The 23,084-nt window shown below is 58.4% G+C and carries 25 protein-coding genes; 4 read left to right on the forward strand and 21 right to left on the reverse strand.

Features of this window, described 5'->3' with window-relative positions; genetic code table 11:
* Nucleotides 1-222: 222 nt before the first annotated feature.
* Nucleotides 223-957: a helix-turn-helix domain-containing protein gene (locus tag ABS758_RS03140; RefSeq protein ID WP_350380470.1), complete on the forward strand. Its 735-nt coding sequence runs from the start codon at nucleotides 223-225 to the stop codon at nucleotides 955-957.
* Nucleotides 958-1,063: 106 nt separating this feature from the next.
* Here ABS758_RS03140 and ABS758_RS03145 read toward each other — a convergent pair whose 3' ends face one another.
* From ABS758_RS03145 to aceA, 10 genes are all read right to left on the reverse strand, one after another.
* Nucleotides 1,064-1,297, reverse strand: a complete 234-nt coding sequence (locus ABS758_RS03145) for a hypothetical protein (protein WP_417276715.1) — start codon at nucleotides 1,295-1,297, stop codon at nucleotides 1,064-1,066.
* A gap of 47 nt (nucleotides 1,298-1,344) precedes the next feature.
* Complete coding sequence (locus ABS758_RS03150; RefSeq protein WP_350380465.1) at nucleotides 1,345-1,563, reverse strand: hypothetical protein; 219 nt, start codon at nucleotides 1,561-1,563, stop codon at nucleotides 1,345-1,347.
* Nucleotides 1,564-1,567: 4 nt separating this feature from the next.
* Nucleotides 1,568-3,076: a cytochrome c oxidase accessory protein CcoG gene (ccoG, locus tag ABS758_RS03155; protein WP_350380463.1), complete on the reverse strand. Its 1,509-nt coding sequence runs from the start codon at nucleotides 3,074-3,076 to the stop codon at nucleotides 1,568-1,570.
* Between the two features lie 17 nt (nucleotides 3,077-3,093).
* Nucleotides 3,094-3,996 (reverse strand): cytochrome-c oxidase, cbb3-type subunit III, encoded by a 903-nt coding sequence (gene ccoP / locus ABS758_RS03160; protein WP_350380461.1) that lies wholly within the window; start codon nucleotides 3,994-3,996, stop codon nucleotides 3,094-3,096.
* On the reverse strand, nucleotides 3,989-4,165 hold the full coding sequence (locus ABS758_RS03165) for a cbb3-type cytochrome oxidase subunit 3 (RefSeq protein ID WP_350380459.1): 177 nt from the start codon (nucleotides 4,163-4,165) through the stop codon (nucleotides 3,989-3,991). Before ABS758_RS03165 ends, ccoP begins: the two co-directional genes overlap by 8 nt.
* Before the next feature lies 1 nt (nucleotide 4,166).
* The gene (gene ccoO / locus ABS758_RS03170) at nucleotides 4,167-4,823 is read right to left on the reverse strand and encodes a cytochrome-c oxidase, cbb3-type subunit II (RefSeq protein ID WP_350380457.1); all 657 of its coding nucleotides are present in this window, start codon (nucleotides 4,821-4,823) and stop codon (nucleotides 4,167-4,169) included.
* 10 nt (nucleotides 4,824-4,833) lie between these two features.
* A complete protein-coding gene (gene ccoN / locus ABS758_RS03175; RefSeq protein WP_350380454.1) occupies nucleotides 4,834-6,312 on the reverse strand; it encodes a cytochrome-c oxidase, cbb3-type subunit I in 1,479 nt (492 codons plus the stop codon).
* 71 nt (nucleotides 6,313-6,383) lie between these two features.
* Nucleotides 6,384-6,572, reverse strand: a complete 189-nt coding sequence (gene ccoS / locus ABS758_RS03180) for a cbb3-type cytochrome oxidase assembly protein CcoS (protein WP_350380452.1) — start codon at nucleotides 6,570-6,572, stop codon at nucleotides 6,384-6,386.
* A gap of 7 nt (nucleotides 6,573-6,579) precedes the next feature.
* Nucleotides 6,580-7,551 carry a P-type ATPase actuator domain-containing protein gene (locus ABS758_RS03185; RefSeq protein ID WP_350380449.1) on the reverse strand — a complete coding sequence of 324 codons (972 nt, stop codon included), beginning with the start codon at nucleotides 7,549-7,551 and terminating at the stop codon, nucleotides 6,580-6,582.
* 143 nt (nucleotides 7,552-7,694) lie between these two features.
* Nucleotides 7,695-9,014: an isocitrate lyase gene (gene aceA / locus ABS758_RS03190; RefSeq protein ID WP_350380447.1), complete on the reverse strand. Its 1,320-nt coding sequence runs from the start codon at nucleotides 9,012-9,014 to the stop codon at nucleotides 7,695-7,697.
* A gap of 298 nt (nucleotides 9,015-9,312) precedes the next feature.
* Between aceA and queF the strand changes: the two genes are divergently transcribed.
* Entirely contained in the window at nucleotides 9,313-10,143 is an 831-nt protein-coding gene (gene queF, locus ABS758_RS03195; protein WP_350380445.1) for an NADPH-dependent 7-cyano-7-deazaguanine reductase QueF, read from the forward strand.
* Nucleotides 10,144-10,221: 78 nt separating this feature from the next.
* Here queF and pgsA read toward each other — a convergent pair whose 3' ends face one another.
* The 5 genes from pgsA to orn are packed head-to-tail and all read right to left on the reverse strand — an operon-like array spanning nucleotide 10,222 to nucleotide 14,747.
* Nucleotides 10,222-10,794, reverse strand: coding sequence for a CDP-diacylglycerol--glycerol-3-phosphate 3-phosphatidyltransferase (gene pgsA, locus ABS758_RS03200; protein ID WP_350380442.1), 573 nt, complete (start codon nucleotides 10,792-10,794; stop codon nucleotides 10,222-10,224).
* Nucleotides 10,795-10,835: 41 nt separating this feature from the next.
* Nucleotides 10,836-12,659: an excinuclease ABC subunit UvrC gene (gene uvrC / locus ABS758_RS03205; RefSeq protein WP_350380441.1), complete on the reverse strand. Its 1,824-nt coding sequence runs from the start codon at nucleotides 12,657-12,659 to the stop codon at nucleotides 10,836-10,838.
* Nucleotides 12,622-13,674 (reverse strand): beta-N-acetylhexosaminidase, encoded by a 1,053-nt coding sequence (gene nagZ, locus ABS758_RS03210; RefSeq protein WP_350380439.1) that lies wholly within the window; start codon nucleotides 13,672-13,674, stop codon nucleotides 12,622-12,624. Before nagZ ends, uvrC begins: the two co-directional genes overlap by 38 nt.
* 28 nt (nucleotides 13,675-13,702) lie before the next feature.
* On the reverse strand, nucleotides 13,703-14,167 hold the full coding sequence (gene acpS / locus ABS758_RS03215) for a holo-ACP synthase (RefSeq protein WP_417276558.1): 465 nt from the start codon (nucleotides 14,165-14,167) through the stop codon (nucleotides 13,703-13,705).
* A gap of 34 nt (nucleotides 14,168-14,201) precedes the next feature.
* Nucleotides 14,202-14,747: an oligoribonuclease gene (gene orn / locus ABS758_RS03220; RefSeq protein ID WP_350380435.1), complete on the reverse strand. Its 546-nt coding sequence runs from the start codon at nucleotides 14,745-14,747 to the stop codon at nucleotides 14,202-14,204.
* 53 nt (nucleotides 14,748-14,800) lie between these two features.
* On the opposite strand from orn, the gene ABS758_RS03225 reads away from it, so the two are divergent.
* Both ABS758_RS03225 and rsgA read left to right on the forward strand, forming a co-directional pair.
* Nucleotides 14,801-16,045: a M48 family metallopeptidase gene (locus tag ABS758_RS03225; protein WP_350380433.1), complete on the forward strand. Its 1,245-nt coding sequence runs from the start codon at nucleotides 14,801-14,803 to the stop codon at nucleotides 16,043-16,045.
* A complete protein-coding gene (rsgA, locus tag ABS758_RS03230) occupies nucleotides 16,038-16,937 on the forward strand; it encodes a ribosome small subunit-dependent GTPase A (protein WP_350380431.1) in 900 nt (299 codons plus the stop codon). The genes ABS758_RS03225 and rsgA overlap by 8 nt, the downstream gene beginning before the upstream one ends.
* Before the next feature lie 55 nt (nucleotides 16,938-16,992).
* Here the strand turns inward: rsgA and ABS758_RS03235 are convergent, their stop codons facing one another.
* From ABS758_RS03235 to ABS758_RS03260, 6 genes are all read right to left on the reverse strand, one after another.
* Nucleotides 16,993-17,832: a CoA pyrophosphatase gene (locus ABS758_RS03235; protein WP_350380429.1), complete on the reverse strand. Its 840-nt coding sequence runs from the start codon at nucleotides 17,830-17,832 to the stop codon at nucleotides 16,993-16,995.
* Nucleotides 17,833-17,957: 125 nt separating this feature from the next.
* Complete coding sequence (rplS, locus tag ABS758_RS03240) at nucleotides 17,958-18,329, reverse strand: 50S ribosomal protein L19 (protein WP_350380427.1); 372 nt, start codon at nucleotides 18,327-18,329, stop codon at nucleotides 17,958-17,960.
* Nucleotides 18,330-18,716: 387 nt separating this feature from the next.
* The gene (locus tag ABS758_RS03245) at nucleotides 18,717-19,358 is read right to left on the reverse strand and encodes a peroxiredoxin (protein WP_350380424.1); all 642 of its coding nucleotides are present in this window, start codon (nucleotides 19,356-19,358) and stop codon (nucleotides 18,717-18,719) included.
* 110 nt (nucleotides 19,359-19,468) lie between these two features.
* On the reverse strand, nucleotides 19,469-21,280 hold the full coding sequence (locus tag ABS758_RS03250) for an acyl-CoA dehydrogenase (protein WP_350380423.1): 1,812 nt from the start codon (nucleotides 21,278-21,280) through the stop codon (nucleotides 19,469-19,471).
* A 97-nt stretch (nucleotides 21,281-21,377) separates the two neighbouring features.
* Nucleotides 21,378-22,307 (reverse strand): electron transfer flavoprotein subunit alpha/FixB family protein, encoded by a 930-nt coding sequence (locus ABS758_RS03255; RefSeq protein ID WP_350380420.1) that lies wholly within the window; start codon nucleotides 22,305-22,307, stop codon nucleotides 21,378-21,380.
* The gene (locus tag ABS758_RS03260) at nucleotides 22,308-23,057 is read right to left on the reverse strand and encodes an electron transfer flavoprotein subunit beta/FixA family protein (protein ID WP_350380417.1); all 750 of its coding nucleotides are present in this window, start codon (nucleotides 23,055-23,057) and stop codon (nucleotides 22,308-22,310) included.
* Nucleotides 23,058-23,084: the final 27 nt, after the last annotated feature.

Genomic DNA, 23,084 nt, shown 5'->3' on the forward strand with positions numbered 1-23,084 from the left:
TACTTTACAGTGTATCGTCAGCTAATATGCCGAGGATTCACCAGCTACATCGACAAAAAGCAAGTAGCAGAGGCATGTTGTCTGCATTAACCCGCCGAATGGCACAAAAGCAGCCGCAGAGAACCTATAATTCCTTTAAATATGCAGGGCTTCTTCTTGCATGCCGTTTATTTGGATGCCAATTTGCAGTCCGACCACTTCGCCGCCAGACCCGTCGCTCGCATGACGTCGATCAAGCGCGTCCCCGTGACTCCCGACGCCACCCGCTGCTCCACATGCATGCTCAATGCAATCTGCCTGCCCTTGGGCATGGTGCGTAGCGATGTGACCAAGATGGACGAACTCATCAAAGAGCGTCTGCGCGTACCCAAAGGTCGCACGCTGTACCGCCAGGGAGACCCTGCAGAGGCCATCTATGGCTTGCGCTCGGGCTCGATGAAAACCCAGATCGAAGACGCTGCCGGCCTGATACAAATCACAGGCTTTCTACTGCCTGGCGAGATCCTCGGCATCGACGGCCTGATGAACGCCGCCCAGTTGTCGCACGCCATTGCGCTCGAAGACACTGAAATCTGCGTTATCCGCCTGGACGAAATGGATCAGGTAGCCGCCGAGCTGCCCAGCCTCAACCTGCAGCTGCGCCGCCTCATGAGCAAGGAAATCAGCCGCTCGCACCAGCAACTGCTCACCATCAGTGGCTTGCGTTCCGAACAACGCCTGGCAGCGTTTCTGCTTAATCTGTCGCAACGGCTCAGTGCGCTGGGGTACTCGCCCTACCAGTTTTTCCTGCGCATGAGCCGCGAAGAAATTGGCAACTTCCTGGGGCTTACCCTGGAAACGGTCAGCCGGCTGTTCTCGCGATTTGCCCGCGAAGGGCTGATCCGCATCCAGCAACGCGAGGTGCAAATCCTGGACCTCACAGGCCTGCAGAATCTATCGGGCGGCGATTGCGCCTGAGCCTGCAACCATTGGCCAGCAGGCAACTGCACATCCGCCTGCATTAAAGCAACACCAGAAACCTCGCAAAGAGGCCCGCCTTCAGGCGACCTCACAGCTCCTGGTATTAATCCAGCGGTTCGTCAAATTCGTCCAGCAGCACACCACGCGGAGCAATCCGTAGCGTCAGGGCACTGGACAGCGCCGCCATAACCCAAAACAGGAAAAACCCCAGGGTATAAACCGTGGGCCGACCTGCGCGAAACTGCTCTAGAAAGACCACGTCCATTGGATCCACCAGCGCAAACACCACGGCGCTGGTGACGCCCGCCATCAAAAACGACGGCCATAAAATCCACATCAGATAATGAGTTTTCAATGCGGGTCTCCTTGACTCAACAGATATCGCTATCGGGCATCCTGTACGGGGGGGGCCACCACCAGCCCCTGACGCACGCCACCATCATGGATTTCCTGGCCGCCATAGGCCTGAAACGCCAGCACAATGGTGATCAGACAGGCCACCACCACTATCGCGGGCCCCAGCAATAACAGCCAGGGCCAACGATGACGCCACCAGGGCTGACCCTCGGACAGCAACCGGGTATCTTTTACAGGGGCGGACACAGGCTTATCGGGGAACATAAAAACTGGATTGCTCTATCACTGTGGTGTCTTGCTGATCCGCCCGCTGGCCCACGGCCTGAAAGTGGATGTCATATAAGCCAGGGGAAAGCCCTGCCGCCGGTGCCCGCAAGACCACCGGCACCAATTTGTTGGAGGAGCCCTCAAGCTGCACGGTTGTGGCACCTTCATCGGCCGTGTGCAACTGCAAGCCCGCCACACCCGCAGCCGACAGATCGAGCACAACCGGTGTTTCGGACGAGTTGATGATCTGGAGACGGTAAACGTTCTCGATCTGGCCACCGGCCACCTCACGCCCCAACGCCCCGCGATCACGGATCACATCCACACGCAAGGTGGTGCGATTGGCCAGAGAGAACACAAAGCCAATGGCAATGGCACCCAGCAGCGCCGAATACGCCAGCACACGCGGACGCAGCAAGCGACGGCGCACCTGCGGCTGAGACAGACGCTCGGTGATGGCATTGCCGGAGGTGTAACGGATCAGGCCAGGTTCGTAGCCCATTTTGTCCATGACGGAATCGCAGGCATCCACACAGGCGCCACAGCCGATGCACATGTATTGCAGGCCATCACGGATATCAATACCTGTGGGGCACACCTGGACACACAGACTGCAATCGACACAATCGCCCATGCCGGCTTCTTTGTGGTCGATCTTGCGCGAGCGGCCTCCGCGAGGCTCGCCACGCACGTGATCGTAGGTGACCACAAACGTGTCGTCGTCAACCATCACACTTTGAAACCGGGCATATGGGCACATGTACTTGCAGACAGCTTCGCGCATGAAGCCCGCATTACCCCAGGTGGCAAAAGCATAGAACAACATCCAGAACCACTGCCAGGGCCCAAGATCAAAGGCCAGTAAATGGGCGCCCAGCTCGCGGATCGGGGCAAAATAGCCGATGAACGTATAGCCCGTCCAAAGAGCCAGCAAAATCCAAAGCGTATGTTTGGCGGCCTTCAGGCGCAGCTTGCGGGCATTCCAGGGTTGTTCGTCCAGGCGGATGCGCGCCAGCCGGTCGCCCTCCACCTGGGTTTCAATCCACATGAAGAGCTCGGTGTACACCGTTTGCGGACAGGCATAACCGCAAAACAGGCGCCCTGCCATGGCTGTAAACAAAAACAGGGCAAACGCCGACAGCACCAGCAGCACGGCAAGATAAATAACATCCTGAGGCCACAACACCATGCCAAACAGGTAAAACTTGCGTGCGGCAAGATCAAACAGAACCGCTTGCCGATCATTCCATTGGATCCAGGGCAGACCATAAAAAACAGCCTGGGTCAGAAACACCATCAAGACCCGGATCTGCGCAAAATGCCCCTGCACCGAGCGTGGGTAGATTTTGGAACGGACCTCGGCCAGCGCCTTCTCGACTTGCGGCGAGGTGCCTCCACCACCGGATCCTTTGCGGATCCGGCGCACTGGCTGCCAGTTGGCCTCCGACGCACCTGAGGACTGGCTGCCTGGTGAGGTATCTTTGTTTGTCATGATCTTTGCCTGCCAGCCTAACGGTTTGATTGCCCCCAGACCCAGGCTGTCAGCAGACGGATCTGCTCGGGGGTGAGGTAAGTTTCCTGTGCCGGCATCTGGTTATCGCGCCCGTTAAGGATGGTTTCCGTGATGGTGGCCTCGGAGCTGCCATACAGCCAGATGTCGTCTGTCAGATTGGGCGCGCCCATCAGCGGATTACCCTTGCCTTCTGCACCATGGCAGGCAGCACAATAGGTTTCAAATCCCCGCTTGCCGGCGTTAAGACGCAGCGGATCGTGGGCCAAGCCGGACAAGGCCCGCACATACTGGGCAATGGCGGAGGCATCCTCGGGCTTGATCATGGCTGCCCAGGCGGGCATTACCCCGTGGCGTCCTTTGGTGATGGTTTGCAGGATCTGCTCGGGTTGTCCGCCCCACAGCCAGTCTGCATCCGTGAGATTGGGAAACCCTCGCCCACCCTTGGCATCAGAGCCGTGGCATTGTGCACAGTTATTGAGAAACAGCCGTTGCCCGATGGCACGGGCCTGATCGTCATTGGCGATCTCGGGGACAGGCATCTCTCGAAAGCGCTCGTAGACCGGCTGAATCTGGGCATTGAGCGCCCGTTGATCCTGCAAGACTTCCTGGCCGGCTGTAAACCCAAGCAGGCCCTTGTAGCTGCCCAGGCCGGGATAAAGCACCAGATACCCCAGCGCAACGGCACACAACAGCAAATACATCACCGTCCACCACCGGGGCACCGGGTTATTGAGTTCGGTGAGATCACCATCCCAGACATGACCGGTGCTTTCGACTGCCTGCACATCACGCTTGAGCCAGGCCCGCTGGGAAAACAGCAGGTACACGCACCAGACAATACCCCCCAGGGCAATCACCGCAATGTAGTAGCTCCAGAAACTGCTGATGAAATCACTCATGGGTATCCCCGATTGGCTGGTTTTTTTGATATTCCTCGGGCAGGGAAAATGGCAACTGCGCCGCCTGACGATTGGCCTCGACGCGGTGAGCAGACCAGGCCCACCAGACAATGCCAATAAAGGTAATCATGGCCAGAACAGTGACAAACCCGTTGACAACAGCCAACATCTCAACGCCCCCCACTTGTCATGACGTCTTCGGCGGCGGCACGCCCGCCAACCCCAAGCCCTTGCAAATAAGCCACCACGGCGTCTTCTTCGGTTTTGCCCTTAAGCTGCGCCGGAGCGGCAGCGATATCCTCATCGGTATAGGGCACGCCCAGTGTGCGCAGCACCCGCATGCGTTCCTGAACATCGGCGCCAGCGACACTGTTGTGCTGCAGCCAGGCATAGGCGGGCATGTTGGATTCTTTCACCACATCACGCGGGTTGCGCAGATGGATGCGGTGCCATTCATCCGAATAGCGTTGGCCCACGCGCGCCAGATCGGGGCCGGTACGCTTGGATCCCCAAAGAAACGGGCGCTCATAGACGGACTCGGCGGCAATCGAGTAAGGCCCGTAGCGCTGCACTTCGGATTGCAGCTTGCGGATCTGCTGGGAATGGCAACCCACACAACCTTCGCGGATATAGACGTCCCGGCCCACCAGACGCAGGGGCTCGTAGGGGGTGACACCCGGCACCGCCGTGGTGGTGGAATGCTGGAAAAACAGCGGAACGATCTGAACCAGCCCCGAAAACGAGACCACCACAATGCTGAAGATAATCAGCAACCCGACATTGCGCTCGAGGAGCTCGTGTGAAAAGCGTTTTTTCTTGCCAGACATGGTCAACTCCTTAGGCCGATGCCGGAATGGCGGTTGAAACGGAATGAGCATCCGGCGTATGAAGCGGCACCTCGGGGTTGACACGCACCTGGCCCCGGACGGTCAGCCAGGTGTTCCAGGCCATCAGGCACATACCCGACAAGAAGAACAGGCCACCAATCATGCGAATGGTGTAGAAGGGATAGGTGGACTTCACGACCTCGACAAAGCTGTAGGTGAGCATGCCGTCGGCACCCGTGGCCCGCCACATCAGGCCCTGCATCACGCCGGCAATCCACATCGAGGCGATATACAGCACCACACCCAGCGTGGCCAACCAGAAATGCAGGTTGATGAGATCAGGCCGGGCCATGGATTCGCGGCCATACAGGCGCGGGATCAGGTAGTACAGCGAGCCAAAGGTGATCATGGCCACCCAGCCCAGGGCCCCGGCATGCACGTGGCCGACGGTCCAGTCGGTGTAGTGTGACAGCGCATTGACTGTGCGGATGGACATCATCGACCCCTCGAAGGTTGCCATCCCGTAAAAGGACAATGCCACGACCAGGAACTTGAGGATGGGATCGGTGCGCAGCTTGTGCCAGGCCCCGGAGACCGTCATGATGCCGTTGATCATCCCGCCCCAGGAAGGAGCCAGCAGGATCAGTGAAAACGCCATGCCCAGAGACTGCGTCCAGTCGGGCAATGACGTGTACAGCAAGTGATGCGGCCCGGCCCACATATAGGTAAAGGCCAGTGCCCAGAAGTGGACAATCGACAGCCGATATGAATAAATCGGCCGCCCGGCCTGCTTGGGCACGAAGTAATACATCATGCCCAGGAAGCTGGTGGTAAGAAAGAACCCCACCGCGTTATGGCCGTACCACCATTGCACCATGGCATCCTGAACGCCTGCATAGGCAGAATAGGATTTCCAGGCAGACACCGGGAGCTCGAGGTTGTTGAAAATATGCAGAATCGCAATGGTGAGGATGTAGGACCCAAAAAACCAGTTGGCCACATAGATATGGCGCACGCGACGCTTCGCGATAGTGCCAAAAAACACAATGGCATAGGCCACCCAAACCAGCGTGATCAGGATATCCAGCGGCCATTCGAGCTCGGCGTACTCTTTGGTGGAGGTAAAGCCCATGGGCAGGGTGATCACTGCACCCACCAGCACAGCTTGCCAGCCCCAAAAGGTAAAGGCTGCGAGCTTGTCCGAAAACAACCGTACCTGACAGGTGCGCTGCACCACGTAATACGAGGTTGCAAAAAGCGCACTGCCCCCAAAGGCAAAAATCACCCCGTTAGTATGCAGGGGGCGCAGGCGGCCATAACTTAACCAGGGCGTATTGAAATTCAGCTCAGGCCAGATCAATTGCGAAGCAATCAGCACGCCCACAGCCATGCCGACGACACCCCAGAAGATCGTGGCGATAGTGAACTGACGCACCACACCGTAATTGAAGGTTTCGGCCGGCGAACCTGGTTGTCCGGTCGTTGCCATAAGTGTTCCCCTCAGAACAAAGATAAACGTTTGATTTTCAGCAAGCTGAATAATCCCTGAACCTGCTGATGCTAGTTTTGATTTACATCAACTTCTTGTGAGCTCGTGCCGGGCAAGGCCGCATCGTCATCCCGAAAAATGGCCATGCCGGCTTCTTGCGCATCGTCAAACTGGCCGGCGAAGATGGCCCACCAAAATGCCACGCCGATCCCCAGCACAAACAGCAGGGAGATGGGCAGCAGCAAAAACAAAGCATCCATGACGCACCTAGCGGGCCCGTGCCAGCTGTGGCAAAGCCCGCGGATGCACGTGGTGCACCAGACGCCAGGCATTGGCAGCAACGGCGACAGAAGACAACAACATCGTGATGGCGGCCAGCCAGGGCTGCACCCAGCCCATGGCAGCCAGCGGGGTCATCAGCACATGCCACGCCAGCGAACCCATCAAGTTTTGACGGGCGATCTGTTGCATCCGGCAATCAGCCCAGGCATCGTCAGCAGGACAGCTGCCACCACCTGCGCTAACTTGCGTTGTTTGGCCAGACTGAGCGCGTAACCAGGCGGCCTGACGGGCGGCCTGAGCCGCGGGAATGGACATGGCCAGGGCACAGGGACAGCTCATGACCAGCAAAGCCACGGTGACCGCCACCGCATGCTGGGGTTGCCAGACCCACCACCACAAACCCACCAGCGCCGCGAGCAACAACTGAATGCAGACAAACCAGAACGCAAGGCGGTCTCCCAGGCGCATCAGGCCCGGATCAATCGGGGCATGTTGGCCCACTGCCTGCCGGGCGCAATACTGGAGAAATCGCGCACTGAGCAAAAACGCCACAAACATGGAGACCGAATCGAAGTAGACTTCGCCCGCACCTTGCCAGGTGGCCCAGGCACTGGGTACAAAGGCCGCCAAAATACCCAATGCAACCGGCACATCCATCCCCACCCGGCCCCGCCGGAGGCTGGCCCATGCGCCGCGCCAGACCGGCCAGGCGCAATACAGCACCAGCGGCACGCACAAGATCAGGCTGAGCCAGTTCATCAGGACAATGGCATCCTGAAGCGTAAGCAGGGATTGGGCAGACTGCACACCAGGCCGTAGATATCCTGGAAAAGCCAGCATCATCACTTGCATCATGATGAGCCACGCGAGCCCGGTTTGAGCCAGCAAATGGCGCCGTGCCCGGCGCTGGGCGTCGGACATATGCGGCGGCGGAGAGAACAGTGAACGGGCTTGCATAGGCCGGACTATAGCCAGCCCACTGGGGGCAAACTTTGATCTGCATCAATTAAGACAGACATAAAAAAAGGGAAGGCAAACGCCTTCCCAAAAGCACTCCGCAGGGGGGCCCCTCTGCCCCCCTGCCCTCTCATTTTTAAAACTCAGGCAACATCCACCGCCGACGCGTGATCAAACTGCGCTTCTTCGGTTGAACCGCTGAGAGCGGTTGTGGAGGACTGGCCCCCTTCGATGGTTTGTGTCACGGCGTCGAAATAGCTGACACCCACTTCGCGTTGATGCTTGACTGCCGTAAAGCCCTTGTCAGCTGCGGCAAACTCTTTTTGCTGCAGTTCAACAAATGCGCTCATCTGGGTCTGGGCATAACCGTGGGCCAGCTCAAACATGCTGTAGTTCAGGGCATGGAAGCCCGCCAGGGTGATGAACTGGAACTTGTAGCCCATGGCGCCTAGTTCACGCTGAAATCTTGCAACCGTGGCGTCGTCGAGGTTTTTCTTCCAGTTAAACGAGGGCGAGCAGTTGTATGCCAGCATCTTGCCCGGAAACTGACGGTGGACTGCTTCGGCAAACCGGCGCGCGTAGTCCAGATTGGGCGTTGACGTTTCACACCAGATCAGATCGGCATAAGGTGCATAGGCCAGGCCACGGGCAATCGCCTGATCCAGGCCGGCACGAGTGCGATAAAAGCCCTCGACCGTACGCTCGCCAGTCACAAACGGAGCGTCATTTTCGTCGATATTGCTGGTGAGGAGGTCCGCTGCTTCGGCGTCCGTGCGGGCCACCAGCAAAGTGGGCACATTGCACACGTCGGCTGCCAGGCGGGCGGACACCAGCTTGGCGACTGCCTCACGGGTGGGCACCAGCACTTTGCCACCCATATGGCCACATTTTTTGACCGAGGCCAGTTGATCTTCGAAGTGCACCCCAGCCGCACCCGCTTCGATCATGGATTTCATCAGTTCGAAGGCATTGAGCACGCCGCCAAAGCCGGCCTCCGCATCCGCCACAATGGGCGCAAAATAATCGACATAACCCGCATCCTCCGGATTTTTGCCTTCCATCCATTGGATCTGATCGCAGCGCGTAAGCGAATTATTGATGCGCTTGACCACACTGGGCACGGAATTGGCGGGATACAAGGACTGGTCGGGGTACATCTCGCCGGCAATATTGGCATCACCCGCCACTTGCCAGCCAGAAAGATAAATTGCCTTGAGACCGGCCTTTACTTGCTGCATGGCCTGGTTGCCGGTAAGGGCGCCCAGCGCATTGACGTAGTCTTCCGAGTGCAAAAGAGACCACAGTTTTTCGGCACCGCGACGGGCAAGCGTATGCTCGACCACCACCGAGCCACGCAGGCGTACTACTTCGTCGGCACCGTAGCCGCGCTTGATACCCTGCCAGCGGCTGTCTTCCGCCCAGCTTCGCTGGAGATTGCGTACTTCTGTTTCACGAGAGGTCATGGTGTTGCTCCTGAGTCAGTCAAAACAAGAAACCGTTGAGAAACAGTCTACGCGTCTGCTGCAGTGCAACCATGTTCTATATCTTATATAAGACATAAAATATTATTTTTATAAATCAATTACTTAATAATTATTTTTCATGTTATGAAATGATTATTCTAATTATGAAAGGAAGATGATTGCATCGCAGCATTATCTTTTCATATTCTAAAACCATGCTTTCATCATGTGAAATATAGGGACGCGGACAGTACAATACGGCATCCCTCTCCTTAATTTGTTCACACTCCGGTTTGCCATGGATACCTCCCGCCTTGCCCAAAGCCCGCTAGGGCAGCGCTCTGAAGGCGCTGACCACTACGAGCCAGACCTTTTGTTTCCCATTGCCCGGGCAGACACACGTGCAGGGTATGGCTGGCCTCAAGCACCGTACGGTGCAGATATCTGGAATGCCTACGAGCTTTCATGGCTAAACGCCAAAGGGCGCCCGGTAGTGGCCATGGGGCGTTTTACCGTGCCCGCAGACAGCACGCACCTGATCGAGTCCAAGTCTTTAAAGCTGTACCTCAACAGCTTCAGCAACGAGCGCTTTGAGTATGCCGAGATTGTGCAGCAACGGATCCGCACGGATCTGAGCCGTGCCTGCGGCAAACCGGTGCATATAGAGATTTTGTCTGTCCGGCCGGCATTTGAACTCAGCTGCGCCCCGCTGCGCGGCACCTGCATCGACGACCAGGACATCGACTTTGAACCTGTCAAGGAACCCACACCGCAGGCCTTGCAGGTAGCAGATCGCGCACCTTTTGTACGCGAGACGCTGGTAACCGAGTTGATGAAATCCAATTGCCCGGTAACGGGGCAACCCGACTGGGCCAGCGTGCAGATCCAGTATGCCGGGCCACGCCTGGACCATGCCGGCTTGCTGAAATATATTGTGTCGCTGCGCGAAAGCCGCGAGTTTCACGAGCTGTGCGTGGAGAAGATTTACGGTGAAATCATGGCACGCTGTGCACCAGAAGAACTGCTGGTGTATGCCCGATATACGCGGCGCGGAGGCCTGGACATCAACCCCTGGCGTGCCAACACCCAGCCAAAAGACATCAGCCAAACCCGCACCTTGCGCCAGTAATCGGACCACCCGCCAATCACGATAGCGAGGCCCCATGTAAAAAGGCCCGCACGTATGCTGTGCGGGCTTGGGTGCTGATTACTGACTGCGGCTGCGAATCTCCGGCCAGGCCTTTTGCAGGTAATAGCACATCGACCACACCGTGAGGATCGCGGCCACCACGATCAGGATCTGCCCCAGCAACCGCACCGGGACGCCCTCGATGGGCTGCCAGTACAACAAGCAAGGAATGGCGATCATTTGGGCTGCCGTCTTGAATTTGCCCAGACGGTGCACGGCCACACTGCGACTGGCACCAATTTTGGCCATCCATTCGCGCAAGGCGGAGATCGTGAGCTCTCGGCCAATAATAACCAGCGCAATCAGTAAATCTACCCGCCCGAGATTCAGCAGAATCAAAAGCGCCGCCACCACCATGAGCTTGTCGGCGACAGGGTCGAGAAAAGCGCCGAATGCGGAAGTCTGGTTCCAGCGGCGCGCCAGGTAGCCATCGAACCAGTCGGTGACGGCCGCCACAATAAACGCCACAGCCGCCGCCGTGTCACGCCACCCCGATGCAGTCCAGGCATCCGGCAGGTAATAGAGCGCCACAAGCAGCGGAATCATGGCAATGCGCAGCCATGTCAGGGCAATAGGGATATTGAACGGCATGATAGACGTAATACTACCCCAAGCGAGGGCCGCGCACGGCACTAACGCAAGGCATGATAGATACGTTCCGCCAACTGTCGCGAAATCCCATCAACGCTGGAGAGCTCTTCGATGCTGGCATCCACCACGCCAGAAAAACCGCCAAAGCGGGCCAGAAGTTTTTGGCGCCGATGCTGGCCAACCCCCTCGATCTCTTCGAGGCGGGAGACGTTGCGTGCCTTTGCGCGACGTGCGCGCATGCCGGTGATGGCAAACCGGTGGGCCTCATCACGTACTTCGGCCACCAGCATCAAGGCTGCGGATTCGACTCCCAGCGCCACTGAAGGCCGGCCATCCACAAACACCAGTGTCTCCAGGCCCACCTTGCGATGGTCTCCTTTTTTGACGCCGACAATGCGGCTGACATCCAGCCCAAGCTCTTCGAAAACCTGCCGGGCAATGCCCACCTGCCCTTCACCGCCATCGATCAGGACAATATCTGGCAAGATGATGTCGCCTTCGGCTACCCGGCTGTAGCGGCGGGTAAGCGCCTGGCGCATGGCAGCGTAATCGTCTCCGGGCTGAATGCCGGCAATATTGAATCGCCGGTACAGCGAATGCTGCATGGCATGGTTTTTGTAGACCACGCAAGAGGCTTGGGTGGCTTCTCCGGCCGTGTGACTGATATCGAAGCATTCGATGTGCAAGGCGGCCAGTGCATCCTCGTCGGTATCCAGATCCAGTTCTACCGCCAGCGCAAGCGTACGGGCTTCGCGTGCACTGGATTCTGACAGGCGCTGTGCCAGCGCCATACGGGCATTGCGCTGGGCCTGTTCAAGCCAACTGCGTCGCGTGCCCTGCGGACGCGTCAAAATCCGCACCTTATGGCCATGTTGTTCCGACAACATGGCAATCAGATCAGGATCCGGCACGCCGTGTGAACACACCAGCACTGGCGGCACTGGATTGTCGGCATAGTGCTGCGCCAAAAAAGCAGCCAGCACATCTTCGGCGGTTTCATCCTGCACCTGGGTGGGAAACAATGGCTTGTCGCCCAGATGCCTGCCGGCACGCACCATCGCCAGATTGACGCACACCCGCCCTCCCGAGAGCTCGATGGCGATGATGTCTGCACTGTCATCCCCCACCTGCTCCATGGTTTGCTGCTGCAGTACCTTGGCCAGGGCCCGCATCTGATCGCGCAAGACCGCCGCCTGCTCAAAATCCTGGCGCTCCGCGGCCGCCGTCATACGCTGCTCGATTTCCTCGAGCACCTCGGTGGTACGCCCCTCGAGGAAGCGGATGGCCCGCTGGACGTCAGCCTGGTAATCAGCCAATGAAATCAGGCCCACACAAGGCGCCGAGCACCGGCCAATCTGGTACAGCAAACAAGGCCGCGTGCGGTGTGCGTAGACGCTGTCCTCGCAGGTACGCAGATGAAACACCTTCTGCAGAATCTGGATGGTCTCCCGCACAGCCCATGAGTTTGGATACGGCCCGAAAAAATGGCCTTTCCCCTGGGTACTGCCACGGTAATACACAATGCGGGGCGCTTCGTGGTCGGTGATGTGCAGGTAGGGATAAGACTTGTCATCCCGAAACAGGATGTTGTAACGAGGCTTGAGGCGCTTGATCAGGTTGTTTTCGAGGATCAGCGCCTCTGCTTCAGTGCGCGTGACGGTGACCTCGGTACGCACCACCCTCGCCAGCATGTGCTCGATACGCGGGCCATGCCCGGATTTTTGAAAATACGAGCTTACCCGCCGTTTGAGATCCCGGGCCTTGCCCACATACAGGACTTCACCCTCTGCATCCAGATGGCGATAGACCCCTGGCAGATGAGGAAGATCAGCCAGGAAGGTTTTCAGATCGAAAGCTTCGGGCACGCAGATATCTCGGGTCAGACAAAAGGGCTGTCCAGCCAGGGGCTGCCTGGACAGGCATCAGGCGCTGGAGACGACGCACCGCCTGAGCATCCACAGGCCGGCCATCCAGGGCAATAAGCAACTGATCGGCCAGATCGGGGCGATTGCACACCAGCACCATATCGCAGCCGGCATCCAGGGCAGCTTTGGCTCGGGCATGGATATCGCCGGCTACGGAGGCGCCCTCCATGGTGAGGTCGTCGGAAAACACCAGGCCGTCGTAAGAAAGCTGCTCGCGCAAAATGCCTGTTACCCAGCGACGTGAAAACCCGGCGGGCTCGGGTGAGACCTGGGGATAAATCACATGGGCCGGCATCACCGCAGGCAAAGTGAGGTCTCCGAGCCAGGCATAGGGAGCCGCATCTGCCTCGAGGATTTCTGACAGCGGGCGCTCGTCGACCGGTATTGCAAGATGGGAGTCTGCCGCAACAGCGCCATGGCCCGGGAAATGCTTGCCACACGCGGACATCCCTGCCTGGGACATGCCCTGAATCAAGGCCCGTGCCAGCAGCGACACCACCCAGGGGTCTTCATGAAAGGCGCGATTGCCGATTACCTGGCTGACCCCGTAATCGAGATCGAGCACAGGGGTAAAACTGAAGTCTACCCCGCAGGCACGCAGCTCGCTGGCCAGCACGAAGCCGGTTTCAGTGGCCGCACGCAAAGCCTCTTGAGGCGAATCGTCATACCAACGCCCCAAGGCACGCATGGCCGGCAAGGGCGTAAATCCATCGGTGCGAAACCGCTGCACGCGCCCACCTTCGTGATCCACGGCTATCAATAGCGGCTGTGTGCGGACACTGTGAATATCTGCGCACAGAGCGGTGAGCTGGTCGCGACTGGCAAAATTGCGGGCAAACAGGATGACCCCGCCTACCTGGGGATGGGCCAGGCGCAAACGCTCGGCCTCATCAAGCTGCAAGCCTTCCACATCCACCATCACGGGGCCCGGAGGCAAAGTTTGGGACATAGTCATTTGATATCAATAAGTAAGATTGGCCACATCAGCCTTCGGCCGATGTAGTGCGCGGGGCTTCGACCACCACAAACGCAGCCACCATATCGGCTTCGTCTGTCATGGAAACATGCGCGTACCCAAAGCGGGCGTCATACCAGTCTTTGAGCGGGCCAGAGAGATGGATTTCGGGGGCGCCACCCCGGCGGTTGAGGATCTGCACCCGCGACCACGCCATGGGCATGTGAATCCCCAAGCCGATGGCCTTCGAAAAAGCCTCTTTGGCGGCAAACCGCGTAGAGAGATACAGAATGCCGCGTCGCGGATCACGAGCTGCCCGCCGGGCATGCACCAGTTGCTCGTCCGGCCCCAACACCCGCTGCACCAGCCGCTGACCATGGCGGGCATAAATACGCGCCATCCGCTCTACCTGCAAGAGATCCGTGCCGATTCCGGCAATTGCTTGTTGTGCCAATGCGGCCTCCGTCAAACCTGCCTGCGCAGCGTTGCCCAAAACCTCATATAGGCATCAGGCGGCCCATCAGGGCTTACAGCCGCAAAAAGTGCTCGCGATAATGCTTGAGCTCGTTGATGGATTCTTGAATATCGGCCAGTGCCTCGTGTTTGCCCACCTTATTGAAGCTGCGGTAGACCTCGGGTTTCCAGCGCAAGGAAAGCTCTTTGAGCGTGCTGACATCGAGGTTGCGGTAATGAAAATATGCCTCGAGTGCCGGCATGTATTTGACCATGAAGCGGCGATCCTGCCCGATGGTGTTGCCACACATGGGCGATTTTCCGGCGGGTACCAGGGGCGCAAGGAATTCAAGCAAGCAGTCCTGGGCCTGGGCTTCGGTAAGGGTAGAAGCCTTGACCTTGTCGATCAGGCCGCTTTTGCCGTGGGTGGATTGATTCCATTTATCCATACCATCCAGCACGGCAGTATCCTGGTGAATCACCAGCACAGGCGCCTGGGCAACCACCGTAAGATCGGGCTCTGTGACAATCAGGGCGATTTCGAGAATGCGTTCTTTTTCGGGATCCAGGCCGGACATTTCCATATCCAGCCAGATCAGGCGCTGATCATTTGCAGCCATCACCTATAATCCTTACAAACAAAACCCAATTTTCGCATATTGCCCCGCCGGACATGCTGACTTATCTGTTTCTCGCCTGCCTGATCAGCGATCTCCTCATCCGTTACTGGCTGGCGCGACGTCAGATCCGGCACGTGCAGGCACACCGCAATCAGGTGCCACCCGCCTTCGAAGGCCATATCGGCCTGCACAGCCACCAACGCGCGGCCGATTACACCGTGGCACGCAGCCAGCTTTCCATGATCGAGCGCATCACCGAAGCTGGCATCCTGCTGGGCTTTACCTTGCTGGGCGGCTTGCAGGCACTGGATATTCACCTGGGTCGTCTGATCGAATCCGATCTCTTGCGTCAGTTGGCACTCATGGGCTGCGTACTGGCCATCCTGGGTGCGGTGGGGCTGGCGTTCTCGGCCTGGCGCACGTTTCACCTCGAGGCACATTACGGCTTCAACCGCATGACTCCCCGCCTGTTCGTGTCAGATGCCCTGAAAATGGTGTTGATCACCATTGTGTTGGGCGCCCCCTTGCTGGCGGCCATTTTATGGATCATGGGTACCACGGGTACCGATTGGGCCTGGTGGGCCTGGGGCGTGTGGGTCGGCTTCAATTTGCTGGTGCTCTGGCTGTATCCCAGCTTCATTGCCCCTCTGTTCAACCGCTTCACCCCCCTGGATGACCCCGAACTCAGCCAACGGATCCATGCGCTGGCAAAGCGTTGCCATTTTGGGCTGTCGGGGCTGTTTGTCATGGATGGGTCACGCCGATCGGCCCACGGAAACGCTTATTTCACTGGTTTTGGGCGCCACCGCCGGATTGTGTTTTTTGACACGCTGCTGTCAAGGCTTGACGCAGATGAGGTAGAGGCCGTGCTGGCACACGAACTAGGCCACTTTGCCCACCATCACATCCTGCGCCGCATTATCGTCAGCTTCATTACAGCCGGCATTTTCTTGCAGCTGCTGGCCTGGTTGTCCACACAGTTATGGTTTTACACGAGCCTTGGCGTCATCCCGCAGCTGGGCCGTGCCAACGATGGCCTGGCCTTGGTGCTGTTTATGCTGACACTACCCGTGTTTACTTTTTGGGCCACACCATTGGCCAGCTTCCTGTCCCGCCGCGATGAATTTCAGGCCGACCGCTATGCGGTGCAGCAATGTGGTGCGCAGCCGCTGGGCAGGGCGCTGGTAAAGCTGTACGACGACAATGCCGCCACGCTGACGCCAGACCCCCTGCATTCAGCCTGGTACGACAGCCACCCCTCGGCAGCCGTGCGCATCAACCACCTGCAACATGGGTGAAACCACCCTGACGGGGCGAGTGGTCTCCGCCCACGGCCGCCACTACCGGGTTGCCATCCAGCCGTCCGGCGAGACACGGCATTGCTATCCACGCGGCAAACGCACCGGCATCGCCGTGGGCGATAACGTCCAGATTCTGCCCGAAGGCCAGCAAGAAGGCCTGATCACCGAGATCCTGCCGCGCCGCAACCTTTTCTATCGATCAGACGCCCAACGCAGCAAGCTGTTTGCCGCCAATATTGATCAGCTCTTGCTGGTTCTGGCCGCCGAACCTGTCTTTTCAGACGATCTCCTGGGCCGGGCACTGGTGGCCGCACACAGTGCCGATATCTCGGTCGTTATTCTGCTGAATAAGGCGGATCTGCCCGGCACTGCGGCTGCCCGGGCACGCCTGGCAGTACCAGAATCCCTGGGTATACCTGTACTCAGCCTCAGCGCCCTGGATCACGCGCAAGTGCACGCACAACTGGACGCAGTACTAAAAAATCAGTGCACGCTGCTGCTTGGGCAAAGTGGTATGGGTAAATCAACCTTGTTGAATGCGCTGGTTCCTGAGGCACAAGCGGCTACACAGGCGCACTCTGAAGCCCTGGGCACCGGCCGGCACACCACAACGCATACCCGGTTGCACCCTCTGCCAGGCGGGGGCGATATCATCGACTCACCAGGGTTTCAGGCATTCGGTTTGCAGCACCTGGCACCACACGACATTGCACACGGGTTTCCGGAGTTCGCGCCCGCAATAGAACACTGCCGGTTTTACAACTGCACGCATCAGCACGAGCCCGGATGCGGGGTATTGGCCGCCATGGCCAGTGGCCAGATTTCTGTCAACCGCCACGCCCTGTATATGCGCATTCTGGCCGAAAACCAGGCTGCCAAGCGATACTGAACACCGGGCACGGCAACACCTACTGACAGCGGGTGTGCAAATCGGGCGCGGTGACTCAGGTTTTTGAACGGGCCTGTGCCGGTACGGCGAGCAGGCGCCCTGGCGCCACAGAAGATGCATCTGGACGAGAGCCGCTCGCCACGCTTGACCCAGACGGCAGTGTGTCTGGCAGCGTGGGAAGACCCGCAGAAGCCGCAAGGAAATAATAGAAGTTGCGCAGCAGGATGGCAGTGGCACCCCAAATAAAATGCGACCGCCAGCACACCGAGAAATAGCAACGCCCATGACCCAAAGAGGTTTGCAACTGGTGCAGACGATGCTGTGCGGGATCCATCAAAACCGCCAGTGGCACCTCGAACACCTCGGCAACCTCGGCGTGATCCGGATGCACCTGAAAACCTGGCAATAATTCTCCCACCACTGGAGTCATCAAAAACTGCGTGGTGGTAAGCAAGGTGGGCTGCACACCCATGACCTGAATGAATTGCGAGCCCACACCGATTTCTTCGTGGGTCTCACGCAGCGCTGCAGCGACGGGGCTGCCATCTTCGGGTTCGATACGTCCGCCAGGAAAACTGATCTGCCCTGCATGATGGTGCAAGTGCTCGGCACGACGGGTAAACAATACCTGCAGGCCATCGGCCCGTTGCACCAGGGGGACCAAAACAGCAGCCTGGCGGGCCTGGGCAGATCCGGGGTTATCGGGGCCAAAAGCTTGCGCAAACAGGGGCTCTACCTGCCAGTTGACGGCGCGATCAAAAGCATCCCGAATGTAATCCAGCTGAAGGCATTGAGCCGGCAATGGCGGCAAGGGCAAACAGGGCAGCACGGGTTGCCGGGTGGGGTCAAACCCTGCGGCCTTAATGGGCCTTGGCGAAGGAACCGATGGTGTCATGACATCCATGCATTAAAAACCAGGCAGCAATTGCTGCAGGATCTGTACGGGGATGCCCTGCACCCGGGTGCAAAAACAAAGGCACCCTGACGGGTGCCTTGTTGGCCAAGCAAAGACTGCCAGGATCAGGCAGATTTGCGGACCAGCTTTTCTTTGATGCGAGCGGCCTTACCCGTACGACCACGCAGATAGTACAGCTTAGCACGACGCACATCACCACGGCGCTTGACTTCGATGGAAGCAATTTGCGGGGAGTACAGCTGGAAAGTACGCTCGACGGCTTCGCCAGAGGAGATCTTGCGCACGGTGAATGCCGAATTTAGACCGCGATTGCGACGGGCAATGACCACGCCTTCGTAGGCCTGGGTACGCTTGCGCGTGCCTTCAACCACATTGACACCGACGATAACGGTATCGCCAGGGCCAAATTGAGGGATGGTACGGCCTTCAGTAAGGCGCGTAATTTCTTCTTGTTCAAGTGTTTCGATGAGATTCACAATGGGCTCCGGGCATCTTGGCTGCGGCTATGAAATTAATGAGTTGCCACACCAGAGGATGCAGTAAGCACGAGATTATATCAGAACTATAGCCCCACTGCCGCACCCATCCACATCAGGCCTGGAATCATCGCTGCCCACGCCACGACCATAAAGATATCGGCTACTTTGTTTTTCATGGGGTCTCCTTTACTGTGTTTTTGATCAGTACATAGATACTGTACAAAAAAACAGTTAAGGCGGCAAGCATTTAATTATATTTGCCCATGTCCCTACTATTTACATCCCGCCCAAGCGCAAAAAAGCCATGCCTGGACAACGCCGGGCATGGCTCAGGACACCGCATCCGGCATCCGTCACACCGGATGGGCGAGCCCTGTCAAAGCCTCACAGATTGGGTTGGGGCGTGGTGCGCAAATACGACCGCACTTCTTTGTAGCCCTTGGGGAACTTCTCTTTCAGGACGGCAGGATCCTTGATCGACGGGGCAATGATCACGTCTTCGCCTGGTTTCCAGTTAACCGGGGTGGCCACGCTGTAGTTGTCTGTCAGCTGGATGGAATCCAGGGCGCGCAGGATTTCATCGAAATTACGCCCGGTGCTGGCCGGATAGGTAAGAATCAGCCGGACTTTTTTCGCCGGATCAATCACAAAAACAGACCGTACGGTGGCCGTGGTGCTGGCATTGGGATGAATCATGTCATAGAGTGTGGCGACCTTGCGGTCTTCGTCGGCCAGGATCGGGTATTGGACATCCGTCTTTTGGGTGTCGTTGATGTCCTTGATCCAGTCGATGTGAGACTGTTTTCCATCTACCGAGACGGCAATCACCTTGGCGCCGCGTTTGGCGAAGTCGCCAGACACAATCGCTGTGTAGCCCAGCTCGGTGGTGCACACCGGCGTGAAATCGGCCGGGTGAGAAAACAGCACGCCCCAGCTGTCACCCAGCCACTCATGAAACTTGATTTTTCCAAGGGACGAGTCTTGCTCGAAATCGGGGGCGGTATCGCCCAGACGCAGTGCAGCCATCAGGTGCTCCTTAGGTGAACGCTGCCCGGGGCATCCGAGCAGCGAAATCATTTAGACACCTAATATTCTTGCAGAATATAAAACACCCTTAAAATACTTTAAGGTTATAACTATATTTGCATCTGGCCGGCATATTGATTGGCCAGACCACCTTGTTGAATACTGCTATTGAACGCCTGGGCGCGTGGCAGCACATGAACCGCATACTGCACTGCCGTAGCAATCTTGTTGAGATAAAAGGCGTCAGTCGACCCCTGCCCGATTGCTTCTGCGGCAGCCAGCGCGGCACGGGCCAGCTGCCAGCCGGCATGGGCCGTGCCTGCCAGCATCAGACAAGGCACGCTGCCGGTGAAAACCCCCCGAATATCCTCGCGTACATGGGCCAGCACAAAACCGATGGCCGCCTCGTAGGCTTGAGCTGCGGCCTGCAACTGTGCGGCCAGCAGACTGAGCGCCTCGGCGTGAGCGCCTTTCGCCGCCTGCAAGGCCGCCACGGTGTCGCGCATCCCGGCAATTTGTGCCAAGGCTACCTGCCCGGCATCACGCACAATCTTGCGGCCAATAAAATCATTGGCCTGGATGGCTGTCGTGCCTTCGTAGATGGGCAGAATGCGCGCGTCCCGGTAATACTGGGCAGCCCCGGTTTCTTCGATGAAACCCATGCCACCATGCACCTGCACACCCAGCGACGCGACTTCAACCGAGGATTCGGTTGAAAATGCCTTGACGATCGGGACGCTGTACTCGTAGATGGCCTTGGCCTGCGCCTTGACGTCAGGGTTGGTGGCATGAGCCGCCTTGTCGCGGTAGCCCGCGGCCACATAGGCAACGGCCCGGGTGCCTTCGGTCAGCCCCCGCATCACGCCCAGCATTCGGGCAACATCCGGGTGATGCGCAATCGCCACAGGACCGGCAGAGCCCTCAAGCGCATTGCCCTGGACGCGGTCAGCCGCGTAAGCACTGGCATGTTGCAATGCCCCCTCGGACACGGCCACACCCTGCAGCCCCACAGCGTAGCGTGCGGCATTCATCATGATGAACATGTACTCAAGGCCGCGGTTTTCTTCTCCAATCAGGTAGCCAACCGCACCCTCTCCCACCTCGCCCTTGCCAGAACCGTACAGCAGCACCGCCGTTGGGCTGCCATGGATGCCCAGCTTGTGCTCTAGCGACGCACAGTAGACGTCGTTGCGGGCACCCAGCTCTCCGGCATCGTTGACCAGGCGCTTGGGCACGATAAACAACGAGATCCCCTTGACCCCTTTAGGTGCATCAGGCGTGCGAGCCAGCACCAGATGAATGATGTTCTCGGCCATGTCATGATCGCCATACGTAATGAAGATCTTCTGGCCGGTTATGCGGTAGCTGCCATCCTCCTGGTGGATGGCCCGGGTCTTGAGCAGGGCTAGATCAGACCCAGCTTGTGGCTCGGTGAGATTCATGGTGCCCGTCCAACGGCCTTCCAGCAAAGGAGGGATATACAGGCTTTTTTGCGCGTCTGAGCCCACCATGGTCAGGGCTTCGACAACACCATCGGTAAGCAGCGGACACAGTGAAAACGCCAGATTACCCGCATTGAGACTTTCGGTGACTGGCGCAGCTACCAGCTTGGGCAAGCCCTGCCCGCCAAACTCGGTGTCGTGCGGCAAACCTTGCCAACCACCCTGCACAAAGGCCTGAAATGCCGCTTTGAAGCCCGGCGTAGTTGTGACTTCGCCATCGTGCCAGCGCGCAGGCTGAGTATCCCCCACACGGTTCAACGGAGCGATTTCCTGCTCGACAAACCGGGCGTTTTCTTCGAGCACGGCCTCAACCAGATCGTCGCTCACCTCTTCGTAGCCTGGCAGGGCCAACACGCCGTCCAGGTCGGCCAGTTCGCGCAGAATGAAACGGATATCCTGAATAGGTACCTGATATGACATAAGAATTCCTGTAACGACAAAGCCGGGCACATACCCGCCCGCGGTGCGATGAGGTGAAACGGGCCCCGCAAAAGCGGAGCCCGCCTTGTGGTGATGCCTAGAGCGCTTTCACCAGTTCGGGGACGGCCTCGAAGAGATCGGCCACCAGGCCGTAATCGGCGACACCAAAAATAGGTGCCTCGGCGTCTTTATTGATGGCAACGATTACTTTGGAGTCTTTCATGCCGGCCAGGTGCTGGATGGCACCAGAGATACCCACGGCCACATACAATTGCGGCGCCACGATCTTGCCTGTTTGGCCCACTTGCCAATCGTTGGGGGCATAGCCGGCATCCACTGCCGCGCGCGAGGCGCCCAGGGCTGCACCCAGCTTGTCGGCCAGGGGATCGAGGATCTTGAAGTTTTCGGCACTGCCCAAACCACGACCACCAGACACCACCACCGAGGCGGCGGTGAGATCAGGGCGATCGCTTTTGGCAAGCTCGCGCCCCACAAAGGACGATTTGCCGGAATCTGCCACAGCATCCACTGGCTGAATCGGGGCATTACCGCCCTCGGCGGCCACCGGATCAAAGGCCGTCGTGCGCACCGTCAGTACTTTTTTGGCATCGGCAGACTGCACGGTGGCCAGTGCGTTGCCCGCGTAAATGGGGCGCACAAAGGTGTCGGGAGATTCGACGGCGACGATGTCGGAGATCTGCGCCACATCCAGCTTGGCCGCCACCCGAGGGGCCACGTTTTTGCCTGAGGCTGTGGCCGCAAACAAAATGTGCGAATAATCGCCCGCCAACGCCAGCACCTGATCCGAGAGATTCTCGGCCAGGCCATCGGCCAATGACGGGCCATCAGCCAACAATACCTTAGCCACAGAAGCCAGCCTCGCAGCCTGCTGTGCAACGGCTTGTGCACCTGAGCCCGCCACCAGCACATGAACCTCTGAACCCAGGGCTGCTGCGGCAGCAACGACGTTTTGCGTAGCGCCGCCCAACTGGGCATTGTCGTGTTCGGCTATAACCAGAATACTCATTTAGACCACCTTTGCTTCGTTCTTCAGTTTGTCCACCAACGTCGCGACGTCGGGCACCACAATACCGGCAGACCGGGCGGGAGGCTCGGTTACCTTGAGCGTCTTGAGGCGGGGCGCGATGTCGACACCGAGGTCGGCTGGTGCAACGGTTTCGAGGGGCTTTTTCTTGGCCTTCATGATGTTGGGCAAGGTAACGTAGCGCGGCTCGTTGAGGCGAAGGTCGGTGGTGATAATCGCGGGCAAGGCCAGGCTGATCGTTTCGAGGCCACCGTCGACCTCGCGGGTAACCTGAACCCGGCCGTCCTGGAGCTCGACCTTGCTGGCATTGGTTGCCTGCGGCCAATCCAGCAATGCCGCCAGCATCTGGCCTGTTTGGTTGGCGTCATCATCGATGGCCTGCTTCCCCAGAACCACCAGTTGCGGGGCCTCTTTTTGCGCCAGGGCCGCGAGAATCTTGGCCACCGCCAAGGGCTGCAGCTCATCGTCGCTTTGCACCAGAATGCCGCGATCAGCACCAATGGCCATCGCGGTGCGCAGGGTTTCCTGGCATTGCGCCACGCCGCAAGAGACGGCCACGACCTCGGTGGCAGCCCCTTTTTCTTTCAGGCGAGTGGCTTCTTCGACGGCAATTTCATCGAAGGGGTTCATGGACATTTTGACATTGGCGATGTCTACGCCAGTATGATCGGATTTCACGCGGACTTTGACGTTAAAGTCGACCACCCGCTTGACCGGTACCAGGACCTTCATCGAGCTAACTCCAGAAAGAAAAGAAAA

Source organism: Castellaniella sp. FW104-7C03 (assembly GCF_040276085.1).
Classification (GTDB): Bacteria; Pseudomonadota; Gammaproteobacteria; order Burkholderiales; family Burkholderiaceae_B; genus Castellaniella.